Below are 14755 nucleotides of genomic sequence, written 5' to 3'. Positions count from 1 at the left end.
TTGCCGAACAGAGTAACGGCCTTTGTCTCCTGTCGTGTGGAAAACAGGACAAATGTACTCACCGCCAAACTTCAGCTGAGACACATTTGCTTATACAAAATATGCTATCGGACACAATTAACTCTAAACGCCGCGTAGCGGATACTAGGACTTGGCCGTACATGTAGCTAACGACCTAAAAACAGAGCAGCGATCTCCAATAAGGAGAATTGCTGCTCTGTTTTTTAAGAGAGGTATTTGAATTTCAATCAAACACACGATCATCCACTGCCGGTTTGGCTAACGGAGCGCCGATAGCAATCCAAGAGATGACCCCGTAGAAATGCGGAGTTTCGCGCAAGCGCACCACTTGAATAACTGCATCTCCATTGGCTCTGCTCTTTAAAGAAGCATAGAAGTAAGGTTGATTGGTCATAGCGACAAGCACATAACCCGTATGACCAAAGTTCTCATCGAACGATACGGTCACCTCCACTGTCTCCGCATCCCCATTGAACATAAAGGCTGTCATCCCAAACTGCTGAAGCGCCTCCCGCTTCCCTGCAGTCTGAATCGGGCTGAAGGATAGATGTTCAGCATTTACAGAATTCACTGCCAAATGGGCACCATTTACTGCACCGGGAGCAATATGATAATCTTGAACGCTTTCTTCCTCCAGATGACGAGCTTGAATGGCAAAAGAAGAGATTTTGGAAGCCACAACCGCTTCATCCTGAAGCTCTGCCGACCCTACCGCACCATCAGCCAGATGAGTGGAATCAATGCTGCCTGCCATCAGCTTAGCTCCGTTGATGCTCGCATCAGGAAGCAGCGCTGCACTGCGTGTTTCATCCGCAAGATGCTCTAATTTGATGATACCCGGCTGCAAATGTCGATCTGCCACAATCTGGTCAGCAAGATGCTCTCCGTACACACTCCACGGTTGTAAATGTAAAGAATTCACAGAACCTTCGGCCAGTTTCTCTTCAGTAATACTACCTTCCGGCAACAGATCGGCGCTACGCACCTCTTCTGTCAGATGTTTCAGGGTGATGCTGTCAGATCGAATGTGACGACTATCCACCGAATCCCCAACCAAATGACCACCATAGACACTACCTGGGGCAAGATGGAAAGAATGGATAGATCCACCTTCCAGTTTCTCTCCTGTAATACTGCCATCCGGTAACAGATCCGCACTACACACTTCTTCTGCCAGATGATTCAGGGTAATGCTTCCTGAGCGGATATGGCGGCTATCAATCGTATCGCCCGCCAAATGCCCGCCATACACACTGCCTGGAGCCAAATGAAAGGCATTGATCGTTCCGCCCTCCAGCTTCTTACCGGTAATGCTGCCGTCTGGCAGCAGCTCGGAGCTACGTGTCTCTAACGCTAGATGAGCTAGAGTGATTTCACCGTTTCCAATATGATGACCTTCTACTGCTCCCGGACTCAGTTGGCCACTTCCTACACTTCCAGGCACCAGATGAATAGAATCTACAGAATGAATTGCCAGCTTCTCACCAGTAAGGCTACCATCTGGCAACAGATCTGAAACACGAATCTCATCCGACAGATGAGCTAGTGTGATTTCACCATTTCCAATATGATGACCTTCTACTGCTCCCGGACTTAGATGACTACTTCCTACACTTCCAGGTACTAGGTGAATAGAACTTACCGATCCTTCTGCCAGCTTCTCGCCAGTAATACTACCTGCAGGTAACAAGTCCGCGCTTCGAGTTTCTGCTGCCAAATGAGCTAAGGTGATTTCAGCGTAACCGATATGGCGGCCTTCCACTGAATCTGGACTCAGATGACTACTCCCTACACTTTCTGGTGCTAGATGAATAGAACTTACCGATCCTTCTGCCAGCTTCTCACCGGTAATGCTACCGTCCTGCAGAAATTCAGAGCTGCGCGTTTCTTCTGCCAAATGAGCCAGCGTAATCTCACCAATTCGGATATGGCGGCCTTCTACTGCACCCGGACTCAAATGACTGCCATCTACACTTCTTGGTACTAGATGATTTGAATCTACGGATTCTACGGCCAGCTTCTCACTGGTGATACTGCCGTCTGGTAATAATTCAGAGCTGCGTGTTTCTTTTGCCAAATGAGCTAAGGTGATTTCACCATTTCGGATATGACGGCCTTCCACTGCGTCCGGACTCAGATGACTGCCATCCACACTTCCAGGTATTAGGTGATTTGAATTCACAGATTCGTCCGCCAGCTTTTCTCTGGTAATGCTACCGTCTGGAAGCAAGTCTGCGCTACGCGCATCTTTGGCTAGATGAGCCAGCGTAATCTCACTGTACCCGATATGACGTCCTTCTATTGTATCTGGACCCAGATGACTGCCATTCACACTTCCAGGTATTAAATGACTTGAATTCACAGATTCGTCCGCCAGCTTTTCTCTAGTAATACTGCCATCTGGGAGCAAGTCTGCACTACGTGCATCTTTGGCTAGATGAGCTAAGGTGATTTCACTGTGCCCAATATGACGTCCTTTCACTATATCCGAGCTCAGATGACTGCCCTTTACGCTTCCAGCCACGAGATGAATAGAACCTACGGATTCCTCAGCGAGCTTCTTGCCGGTAATACTACCGTCAGGCAGTAGCTCAGAGCTAAAAGTTTCTTCTGCCAAATGAGCCAGTGTGATCTCACCATGCTGGATGTGACGACCTTCTACTGCACCCTGACTCAGATGACTTCCGTCTACACTTCCTCGTACAAGATGAATAGAATCTACGGATTCTTCTGCCAGCTTCTCCCCGGTAATACTGCCCTCTGGCAACAAGTCAGAGCTGCGTGCATCTTCGGCTAGATGAGCCAGCCTGATCTCACCATGCCCGATATGACGTCCTTCAATCGTATCCATGCATAGATGGCTGCCGTCTACACTCCCCGGTGAAAGATGCTGGGAATCCACAGCCCCTTTGGCCAGCTTGGAGCCACTAATGCTGCCCTCCTGCATTTGAATCGAAGAGATGGAATTAGGAATGATATGACCATTTCCGATGGACAACGGCCGGATATGTGCTCCGCCGATGCTTCCCGGATTCATATGTCTGCTCTGAACCGCACTATCACTGATGGATTTTGAATGAACTGCATTCACAGATAAATGCTCTGCCTGCACTGCCGCGACTGCTAATTTACTGGAATCCACACTTCCATCGGCAAGCTTAGCCGATGTGACCGATAAATCACTAATCTTATCCGTCGATACACTTTCGGGAGACAGCTTTAACGACGTTACCACATGATCTGCCAGATGATGTGGCTGCACTGCTCCAGCTGCCAAATGAACCTCTCTTACCGCAGCAGAAGCCAGCTTATCTCCTGAAACCGAACCGGACTGAATCGCAGCAGCAGTCACACTATTTTCGCCGAGATGTCTGCGTTCCACAGCTCCAGTGGCAAGATGATCTTTATCCACCACAGCATCCTGCAAGGCACGACCGCTCACGCTGGCATCTGCTAGATGTTTCTCCTCCACTGCACAAAAAGCAATATGCTCCCCACTCACCACTTCACGAGCAATCGTGCTGCCGATGACCGATCCTGCTGCCAGTTTAGCCGAGCTCACTCCTCCATCCGCTAACTTGGCAGAAGTAACGCTCTGTGGACGAAGATGCTCCGCACCCACAGACTCTGAAGCTAGCTTCTCTCCAGTAACAGCACCGGAGGATAAATGATCCGTATGAATAGCTTCATCCATAAGCTGCTCCGAGCCTATCGCCTCCGAAGCTATATGGGAGTGATTCACAGCCTCACGTTCCAGATGATTAGAGGAAACAGCTTGCATAGCAATTTGCGGTCCGCGTATAGCGGATTTGGCAATATGTCTGGTGGTTACAGCTTCATCTGCTAGCTTATGTGCGAGTATGCTTTGATCAGCAATCTTCGATGCGGTGACCGCTTGCTCAATCAGCTGTGCAGTACCTACCGCACCCTCCGACAGTTTCAAGAAAGAAATGCTTCGGTCAGCCAAATGGCGACTCGATATTTCTCCATCCCCGATATGGGAGCCGTGTACACTTTCTGCACTTAAGTGGATGCTTCTCACCACTTCTGTACCTAGCTGCTTGGAACCAATTGCACCATCCGCTACATGCGCACCTTCGATAACACCCGACTGGAGCTGTTCCTTGCCAATAAGCTTGTTGGCAAGCTGCTCTGGTCCGATCGCTCCGGGAGCTAAATGTCTGGCGGTTATCAATGCATCGCTAAGATGGCGGCCCTCAATAACAGCATCAGCCAGTTTGGAGCTGCTGATTTCGCCATCAGCTATTTTATCGCCAGATACCGCTGCATCAGCCAGCTTAGAACGGTCAACACTCCCGTTTGCCACATGGCGGCCTGTGATACTGCTACTTCCTATTTTTTCACCAGTAACCGCGCCATCTTCCAGTAGATCCGCCGTAATAATCAGATCGCTTAAATGACGGCTCTCAATGGATTTATCTGCAATTTGACCGCCGCCGATAATCCGATCAGCCAGCTTCTCTGGACTAATACTACCGTTCTTCAGCTTCTCTCCACTGATGGAATGATCCAGCAGTTTACCGCCACTTACGCTTCCTTCAGCTAAATGCTCACCCACAATGGATTCAGGCGCAATTTTCGAAGAAGTAACTGCCTTGTCCGCGATATTGATACTTTGCACAGCGTAATCTTGCAGCCATGGTGTACCGATAATGCCAAACTTCAGCTTTGAACCATCAATAGTGCGTGGAGCGATTTTCGCCCCAGTCACTGCTGCATCCGATAGATCATCTGTATAAACGGGCTGGAACCGCTCTTTTTCAGGAGCGAACCAAATCGTCTCAGGAAGATTATCCGCCTGTTTCTGAAGCTGCTCTTCCACTATAGGCTCAGGCTCTGGTTGCAGAACTGGTACGGAAATTGATTCCTCTTGAATGAATTCAGCTATTGCCCCTCCACTTACCTGAACATCAGCGAGCTCTGCTTTACTGACTCCGTCATTGCTGCTCCCCGAATCCTTAGAACTGCTTTTGCCTTCCAGCATGTTCAGTTCCTTTATATTGGGATTATCTACATAGTAGAGTCGTTTTTGTGGACTGCGCGGCTGCTTTTTTTTGGAACCCCTCACAAGCAGTCTCCTCCTTCCATCTGTTGTTTCTCCTAGGCATCATATGCAGCGGTATGGGCTGATGACACCCTTTTGCGATAAGCCCATAATAAGATTCTGATGAAAATTATATTTTCTTATATTAAAAAAAGGCTTCTGCCGCCGCGCATTCGTCCACCCTGACACGCGGGTACAAACATACAATGACAAGAGTAGTAAAAGCGGGAATCACGTGACCGAAGAAACAGGAGGAACAAACATGGGGCATAAGCTCGTTGGAATACTACTAAATGCCGATATGCACCGGGGCGTTCCCCGGCTAAAAACAGGACAGGAGTCTCTATCCAACTATGAAGAGGCGGCCGCTGCATACGGCTTGGTCCCCTGCTTCCTGAAGCTCGCGGACATCGATACAGACTCAGGCTTCAGTGCCGCCTATATAAAGGGATCTCATGGATATAAAAGCGTAGTAGTCCCTACGCCCACTGTCATCCATAACCGGGCCATATACAGTCAGAATAGCCCAGGAATGCAACGTCTGCTGCGGCACCATCCTTTGGTGTACAATACTTGCAATCGATACGGCAAGGATGAGATCCATGAACTGCTTGAGCAGCATGAAGAGCTGCGCGAGGTTTTACCAGCAACAACTGGAGGATCTGGACTCAAACAAATGATGAATCGTTACCCCGATCTTATTCTTAAACCTTGCCGTGGAAGCATTGGGAATGGTGTCATGCGACTGGTTCGTAAAGGGTCTCAGCGCTGGAGCTTAAATTATCTATCACCCTCAATGCGTCGCTGGATAAGCACTCCCGTATATCAGGGGGCACTGCCAAAAATGCTCCGAGCACGCCTTGCCTCTGTCCCTTATCTCGTGCAGGAGCGTATTCCCCTTGCTGAGATTGGAGGACGTCCCTTTGATTTACGTGTCACCGTTCAACGTGGCTGGGGAGGCGATTGGCAGGTCACGGGTCTCTTTGCTAAACTTGCACCCCCTGGGGGGTTTGTCTCTAATATAGCCCGTGGAGGAGAAGCGCTAAGCTCTTCCTTTGCGCTGGAAAAAGCCTTCTCTAGAGCAATAGCGGCCCATATCCGTATGGCTGTCGAAACACTTAGCCTTGTTATAGCTCGTTGTCTCGAACAAGACCTTCCAGGTCTGGCCGATATCGGACTGGATATTGGCATTACTAAGGATGGTCGCATCTTCTTCATAGAGTGCAATGGCCGCGATCAACGCTATGGATTTCATAAAGCCGGCCTTACGGAGATTTGGAAGGAGAGTTACCGAAGACCTATGGGATACGCACGTTTTTTACTAGAAAAGAACAGCCTCATATATAACAGTTATTGATTTGTCTCCTATTCTATGTCAATATAATGCAGAGCAGATGGCGGCCACATACGACCGTACTGCTGTATTATGGAAGGGAGATGGGCATGGTAAAACAATTGCTGCGGCTAATGACCGAGCTATCCTCGCACCGATGGCTTTCACGGTTAATGGGGTCTTTTTCTCATAGTAGACTCAGCCGTTTTCTAATCCCGGTATTTATTAAGACTTATCAAATCCCCTCCGCTCAAGCGGAGAAGAATCCTGGAGAATATCACACTCTTAATGAGTTTTTCAGCCGCCGGCTGAAGCCTGGCATGCGGCCTATTGCAACCGATGCTGACGCTTTAGTGAGTCCCGTAGATGCAATGATTACTGCTATGGGTGACATTTCCTCTGGTACGATTATGAATGTAAAAGGGCAGGATTATAAGATCGAGGATCTACTTAATCATTCTCCGCATCTGGAGCTATACAAGAGAGGTTTTTTCTTCGTCCTTTATCTAAGTCCTACGGATTATCACCGGATTCACTCTCCCCTTACTGGACATAAGGTTGAGAGTGATCATATTCGTGGACGAGCCTATCCTGTCAACGATTTCGGCATGCGACATATGAAGGGCGTACTGAATCGCAATGAACGTCTTATTACGTATATCGCCGGAGACTACGGAGAAACCGCAGTAGTAAAGGTAGGCGCGATGAACGTCAGCAGCATCGGGTATACGGATGCTAACGCTACCGAGTGGCAAATCGGCGATGATCTAGCCTATTTCGAGTTCGGCTCCACTGTAGTACTGCTTATGGAGAGCGGTACTTTTACCCCAAGACCCAAGCTTGAGGTCAACACGAAGGTAAAGATGGGGGAATTGCTGGGGACGCTGCATCGGCCGCTTTAGTAAAGCTGCGATATAACAAAATAAGGGTATCCCTAACCGATTGAAAATCGGCGCCGGGATACCCTTGTTTTGTTTATTTCACTTTAGAGCTTGTTACGCTAGCATAGTAATCCAGTACATTGTTAATGATCACAGCTGCTTCAGCTCTTGTGGCCGAAGCTGTCGGATCCATTTCTCCACTGCTGCCTCCATTTACAATAGCAAGATCTTTGAAGGCATACACCGCTTCTTTAGCATAACCCGCAATAGAAGCATCATCTGGGAAGTCATGGTTAGTCACTTGCGGCAATTCAACATTCAGTTTCTTCAGTGCATTGAATAGAATTACACACAGGTCCTGACGGCTAATGCTGCTGTTAGGAGCAAACATGCCATTACCGATACCATTGATCAGTTGATTAGAAGTCCCAATCTCAACATAGTTTTTATACCAAGCATCTTTCAGAACGTCAGTAAACTGCTTTTGATTCTCGCCCATGCTGAAGTTGAAGCTTTTTACTACCATGGCAACAAACTCTGCACGGTTTACCTTCCCACTTGGATCAAAGCTTCCGTCTGTTCGTCCGCTGATAATATTTCTCTCCACCAGCGCTGCAATCGCAGATTCTGCCCAGATAGGAATTAGAGTAGCATCTTTAAACTTATTCTTAAGCTCTTGTCTGATTAGCTCCGGTGTCTTCGTTTTTCCATCTGTTGTTGGAGGCTGAGGCTGTTCTCCAGGTTTTACGACTTCTCCAGGAATCGATGGTACTGAAGGTACCGCTGAGGTAGCCGGTGTTGGTGTACTTGGTTGACCATCACCTCCACCGCTGTAAGGCTTAACGATCACAGAGAACTGTGCCTTCAGGCCAAGTGGATTAGTTATACCCTCCGGCAAGATCAGATCCCCCTTGATGGTGTACATTCCTTCCGTATTACCGTTATAGCCTTCCTTGTTCCACTGAACAGAAACGACCTTAGTCATCCCGGTATTCAGGGTTACTGATACTGAAGCTGGAAGCTCCAGCACGTCAAAGCTGGTACCATAAGCAACACTTTTACTTGCTAGTGCTTGCACTGCCGTGATTTCCGGTATCGTAATGACCTCCGGCAGTACTTCGATCGTAATCGATACCTTCAGGTCCTTTGGATTGCTGATACCTTCCACAGGTACTAGCGCTCCTTTCAGGATATAAGCTCCTTGCTTATCGCCATTATAACCTTCACTATTCCAATCGATGGATATCGCCTTTGTCTCACCGTTGTTCAAGGTAGCTATGACCGATGATGGCAGCTTCAATCCATTAAATGGAGTGCCGAATGGAACGCTCTTACTTTCCAAATCCTGCACTGTGACAATCTCAGCGACACGAATCACTTCCGGCATTACCTGAATGGTGATGGAAGCTTTCAGATCATTAGGGTTGATCATTCCTTCTTCTAATATCATAGTACCGTTCAGTACGTATGATCCTTCCACATTGCCGTTATAACCAGCAGGGCTCCATTTAACAACAAGTTCCTCCTGCTCATACGTATCAAGCGTTACTGTAACTGAAGACGGCAATTCCAACTTATCAAAAGCGGTGCCAAATTCAACATTTTTGCCCTCCAGCTTCTCAACTTTAGTAATCTGGATAGGTTTAGTGCCTTCTGGCAGTACAACCACTGTAATAGAAACAGTTTGATGGGTACTATTCAACACACCCTCAGGAAGCTCAAAGCTACCTGCCAGCGTATAACTCCCCGCTTTTCCACCGTTGAAATCTTTACTATCCCATTGTACAGGCAAGTGAATTACCCTTTTGTTGCCCAATGTAGCTTCCACTGTAGCTGGTAGATTTAATTCTCCTGCAGCAGTTCCGAACAGCACACTCAGCAGTTGCGGCTGAGCAATCGATATAATTTCTTTAGCATGGGTATCTTCTGTCCATTTGGCATAATACACCGCGCTTATGTTCATTACCGTTTCTACGGTTAATGCATTACCGGTCCCTTCTTTATTATCAAACCAGCCAGTAAAAATGTAGCCTTCACGTTCCGGTACCCGAGGTAAGGTGCTTAATGCTTCACCTTTAAATGCGGTTACTTTGGCAGGAGCCGGTGAGTCCAGATAATTCTGATCGAAGGTGACTTCAATCGGATCAGCATAAATGAGTTCAACATATTGTAAATTCGCATTTAGTCCGTTAAAAATCATATACACATTTTGTTTTCCAGTCACTTTAGTTCTGTCTAGGAAGGTCTCCGCTGTCAAATAATGATCAATGTAAGAATTTCCAGGCGTTTGTTTGGTGCTTGCTATTCCATAATTTCCCCAAGCAGCGCCTGCTTTCTGAGCAAAACTAATGCTTGCAAATTCATTACCAAGTTCAAAAGAACCTCCGCCGCTGTAGGCATCAGCGTATGCTCTTCCTTGTGTAGTAGCTCTTTTAACTGGTTTACCCGTATTGTCAGCCTCTGTATAGAATTTAAAAGATGGAGACGATCCGCCTTCACGGGCATACTGCACTCTTACTTCCACAAGATTAGTCAAGTCAACCTGACCGAAATAAACAAGGTCATTAGAATTGACATAACTCATGGCGTCCGTACCACTTTCGAATCTGAACTGGATATTCGTTGCATAAATCCATGGTGCATTATAAGGATAGATTCTAATACCGTTCTCTACTTTCAGCGTTTCTATCGGAGCAATATGGATTGGCATAGATGATATGCTCAAATCTGTTATAGCCGCTTTCAAGGAAGCTATGGCTTCTGCTACAACCTCGTCATTGACCGGCTCGGCAAGTACTGCCTTAACCTCTTCCAATACAGCGTTAAATTTGAGCTTTTTATAAGCAGTATATGCATTCATATCGATGTTTTGAGCAGCCTCAATTTCCGCACCTAACGCTGAAGTGTCAACATTGTCCTGCTTCAACTGGAAGGTTAACCAGTTCAGGTCAATGCCAGCACTCTCAAATACAATTCTAAGGGTATGCTCGCCTGCCGACAGCTGAACATCAGGAATTCTGAAGGTTTTCCATACCCCTTTAGTTGTGGTAAGGTCGAAGGTCCCCAGTAGCTTGTCGCCATCATAGATACCAAAGGACATTTGGGCGACATCCGATTGGCTAGAGCGAATTCGTGATGTGACTTTGTACATGCCTTCTTTCTCCACATTTACCTTATAGGAGATGGCTTCACCCTTGCTTGTATTGGTGTAGCATAATCCGCCGTCTACATCATTACTGCTTACTGGCGTGATTATCGGAGTAATGGAGGCAAATTCCGTCTCAGCTACCTTCAATTTAGTATTTTTCCCAATCTTCTTGACTGCCAAAGCTACATCACTGTTGATTCTGACATAATCAAAATCGGCAATAAATGGATCTGTGAGATTCTGACTTCCGTTGGACGCAAGTAACCCGAACTTCGGATTGGCATAGTTGGCAGTTGTACTGCCAAGTGAAATATACTCTTTGCCATCAGCACTGACATAACCGGAATAGCTGTTGCCTATTTTTTTCAGGCGTAAATACAACTCTTTCTTTTCACCAAAAATACTCGTGAGCTGAGCGGCAGACAGTTGCCCAATCGTAACTGGCTCCGTACCTCCGGTCTCTTTGGTCATACCGATGATCTTGCCGCTACTGTATTCATACTTCACCCAGATATAGTTATTGTTATCCTGTGAAGCCGTGATGCCGACACCGTTATAATTTTGATTTGGCGCTTTGCTCATATTAATTTTCACTGTTGCTTCCCAGTTTCCAAAGGCCTCCTGCTGGAAATAGTTCTTCAAATCTGCATGATCACTCCAGAAGTCGCCTCTTTCAGCGATGATTCTCAAATATCCGGGAACAGTGCTCAAAGACCAATTTTTGTTATTTTCTGTATTGGTAGCCGTCTCTTTATTAATCATCCAGAAGTTGCTTAAATTCTCAGTGTCGAACTCATCGCTTTGTGGGGTCGTACCAAACTGTATCACATAGGAGTTGGCCTGATCGGAGCTGATACATTTGATCGTCACTCTTTTATTGATGAGGTCTACGTTGGCCGTTGCTTTTACACCATCATTCATTTCGAATGTAACTTCAGGTAAAGTAGCCCCATTACTGAGACCTACATCATAACTGAACCTAGTCTGTGAAAAGCCCTCAAGCGGCTTACCATCAATAGAGATATTCTTTAAATAAGCATAGGTCGGATTCTCAAAAATCGGTTCCAGGCCTTCCTCCGACGTGAAGATAACCTTGTAGATCCGTTTCTCTCCTCCGGCCGAAGCAGTAATTACAGCAGCCGGTCTATCTTTATCGGCTTGTCGTATACTTACGTCTACACCAGCTATCGCCGTAGCTTTGACTTCGGGGTAGCTGCTAGTTTCAGTCGGCTCACCAAAGGCTTTATAGTCGAGTTTCAATGGATTAAATATTTTGATCTTTTTGCCGCCAACCGTAATATCAGAGAGCTGTGGATCTCCTGATTTGTCCGTATTCACCCGGAACCAATCTCTTCCCGGCGTATAATTGACCACGTAATCAATCTTTGCCGTTCTTGCAAAGGCTGGAGATTGCATCAAAAAGCTCGTGATATTCTTGGCAGAACGCTGCAATTCTCCCAGGGTCAGACTGCCGTTAGCAAGCGATGTCATTGTATTAAAGGTACTGTTATTCCGATTCTTATGCGTTTCTGCATAATCGTTCGGAATGACCATGTAAAGGTCATTTTGGGCACGGACCATGGCTTTGCCGTTGGTTTCATCATAACGATTGGTAGTGGCATAGAAGCCCTGATCCTCACTCATCTTCGCCCACCAGTCTGTCATGACAATTCCGTCAAAGCCCCACTCTCCGCGGAGGATCGTGGTATTCAGATCATAGTTACTGGAAGCCCATGTTCCGTTTACCGGACCATAGGACGTCATCACTGAACGCGCCTTTCCACTCTTCACTGCCATTTCATAACCTTTCAAATAAATCTCGCGAAGCGCTCTTTCAGAGACAAGTGCATTCACAAGATGTCTATCCGTTTCCTGATTGTTCGCAGCGAAATGCTTAATAGTAGGCGCCGTACCGTTCTTCTGAAGACCTCTTGTCTGTGCAGCAGCCATGATGCCTGTCAGTAACGGATCCTCCGAAAAATACTCGAAGTTTCTCCCGTTCAGGGGACTTCTGTGGATATTGATTCCCGGTCCTAGCAGCGTATCGATATTGTTAATCAGCATTTCTTTGCCAAGAAGATCAAATAATCTTTCATTCAGCTCGGTGTTCCACGTACAGGCAAGCATCGTCCCGTTCGGGATACTGGTTGCCTTCTCTGCATTGGTTTCCATCCGGATTCCTGAAGGGCCGTCCGCAGCACTATCGATAGGGAGCCCTAATTTCAGCAGATTTTTAGTAACACCACCAAAAGCCGCAGCGGTACCGGCAGTAACTTTGGGGCTGGACATCCCTTCCCCTAAAATAATGGCCCCCAGATCGTTGTTGGACAATTGTGCAATGAACTGATCCATAGTCACTTTCTGATTGTATACATCCAATAAGGTATAACCCTTGTCTCCCGTTTGTGGAATGGACGCAGGGAGATTTTGCTTGATTCTCTCATCCAAGTCGGTAGTCCGTGTCGGTACCTTTTCAGTGACAGTGGTAAAAGTACCATTTTCATTCGGTTGACCTGGTTTGATACGGTCAAATTCCTTAGTTGGCGCGAGCGCTTCCTGCAAGGTTTCTACAACCTTCAAAGCATTAAGGCTGTATACTCCTTGCTTTTCGCTGTCACTTACACTGTTACCTACGTAAATATTATAGTCACCAGCTTCTAGAACATAAGATGAATCATGACCTGTAATTCCACTATCATCATAGGAGGCCATATCTTTGGTGTCATACGTGATGGTGATCGACTGTGATTCCCCTGGCTGTAACAGCCGGGTCTTAGCAAAAGCAGCAAGCTCCTTGGCCGGCTTGCCAAGTTTACCCTGTGGTGCACCGTAATAAATCTGTACAACTTCTTTGCCTTCCACCTTACCTGTATTCTGAACAGTTACAGTCACTGCAACCTCATTCTCACCAGCGTTGACATTATCAGTCGTGATCTTGAAATTGGTATAGGACAGTCCGTACCCAAATGGATAGAGCACCTTATCCGGAGCAAAGGTCTCAAAATAGCGGTAGCCTACATAAATATCCTCACTATAAGAATTCTCAGTTTTGCTGCCAAAATGTGCAGTAGAAGGGTAGTCAGCAAGTGTAGCTGCAATCGTATCGCTCAATTTACCGCTTGGCGTAACGTCTCCGGTCAGCACGTCGGCTACTGCGCTACCGCCTTCCATCCCCCCTTGCCATGTGTACAAAATAGCAGCTTTGGGATAGTTTTTAGCCCATGACATATCGATAACGTTAGCTACGTTCAATACGATGGCCACTCGGTCGAATTTGGCATAGACCCGGTTAAGCATGTCTACTTCAAGGTCTGTCAGTTTATAGGCACCCTTGACGTCCGTATTATCCTTATCTTCACCGGCTGTTCTACCGATGATGACCACAGCTGTATCCGTTTTTGCTTTTGCTGCATCCACTATTTCGTCGGTCAAGGGCATTTCCGCCTGGGACCACGGCTCTGCTGCCCAGCCACCACCGCCATTGTTGAAAGGATTCTTTTTGATCCAGTCAGCATATACCTTCGCCAGATCTTCATTTAACTTGAGACTGGGATTGTTCCGGAGACCTTCCAGAATCCCATTCACATAATCTACCCTTACCGCACCGCCAGATCCTGTGCCAGACTTGTAATAATGCGCTTGTATGCGGCCAAATACCGATACAGTTTCACTCTTCTTGATAGGGAGCACTTGTTCATTCTCATTTACTTGTGATCCTGCTAGTTTATACGCCGGATTTTGCAGCAGCACAATTCCTTCAGCGGCCACTTCTCTGGACACATCCGCTAAACCCGGGAGAACCTTGGCCATAACGGGAGAACTGGTACTAGGCGTTATGATTGAGGTTATCAGAATGCAGCAGAATAATATTTTAAGTAAGCGATTACAATTTTTCCTCATACTTATCACCATTCCTTTCGATTAAGGTATAGCTTAGGATTATGGGTCATCGTAAAGAGCGAGATTTCAATTAAATTTCTAATACATAAACGTTCACTTCATAAACCGATAGGATGAATTTACTTTCAGGAAGGAGTTATTCTCTAGAGCGCTAGCCGCTGTGGAGTAAGGCTTATTCAAGCATCAAGTGTGTTACTGATTAAATCTAAACCGGTTTAGATTTTTTGCATAATTCTCCTAACTCATACTTACAAATTAAAACGTGCGAAAATGTTCATTAATTCCTCCTTTACTTTTTAAACTTACATTGAATACTATCATCAGAAATATCATCCTAACATAGAAAATCCTCATAGATTTATTGAATATACTCATATATCACAGAACCAAATTAAAAATAGCAGGGA

4 protein-coding genes are annotated in these 14755 nt (G+C 46.5%); 2 read left to right on the top strand and 2 right to left on the bottom strand.

Translation table 11 applies throughout. The annotated features are described in order from the left end of the window. Positions 1-244: 244 nt before the first annotated feature. Entirely contained in the window at positions 245-5110 is a 4866-nt protein-coding gene (locus tag CA598_RS13865; protein WP_094876883.1) for a WIAG-tail domain, read from the bottom strand. Positions 5111-5348: 238 nt separating this feature from the next. On the opposite strand from CA598_RS13865, the gene CA598_RS13860 reads away from it, so the two are divergent. Beyond that, positions 5349-6443 (top strand): YheC/YheD family endospore coat-associated protein, encoded by a 1095-nt coding sequence (locus CA598_RS13860; protein ID WP_094876882.1) that lies wholly within the window; start codon positions 5349-5351, stop codon positions 6441-6443. A gap of 86 nt (positions 6444-6529) precedes the next feature. Then, positions 6530-7321 carry an archaetidylserine decarboxylase gene (gene asd / locus CA598_RS13855; protein WP_094871683.1) on the top strand — a complete coding sequence of 264 codons (792 nt, stop codon included), beginning with the start codon at positions 6530-6532 and terminating at the stop codon, positions 7319-7321. 73 nt (positions 7322-7394) lie between these two features. On the opposite strand, the gene CA598_RS13850 is transcribed toward asd, so the two are convergent. Continuing rightward, the gene (locus CA598_RS13850) at positions 7395-14258 is read right to left on the bottom strand and encodes a glycoside hydrolase family 3 N-terminal domain-containing protein (RefSeq protein ID WP_094876881.1); all 6864 of its coding nucleotides are present in this window, start codon (positions 14256-14258) and stop codon (positions 7395-7397) included. Positions 14259-14755: the final 497 nt, after the last annotated feature.

The sequence above is a fragment of the Paenibacillus sp. VTT E-133291 genome, from assembly GCF_002264395.1.
GTDB lineage: Bacteria > Bacillota > Bacilli > Paenibacillales > Paenibacillaceae > Paenibacillus_AQ > Paenibacillus_AQ nitricinens.
This window is presented reverse-complemented; position numbering and strand designations above follow the sequence as displayed.

Excerpts from the sequence above, each read along its gene's own strand:
- CA598_RS13850 (WP_094876881.1), bottom strand. The coding sequence starts at position 14,258 with ATGGCCAAGGTTCTCCCGGGTTTAGCGGATGTGTCCAGAGAAGTGGCC.
- CA598_RS13860 (WP_094876882.1), top strand. The coding sequence starts at position 5,349 with ATGGGGCATAAGCTCGTTGGAATACTACTAAATGCCGATATGCACCGG.
- asd (WP_094871683.1), top strand. The coding sequence starts at position 6,530 with ATGGTAAAACAATTGCTGCGGCTAATGACCGAGCTATCCTCGCACCGA.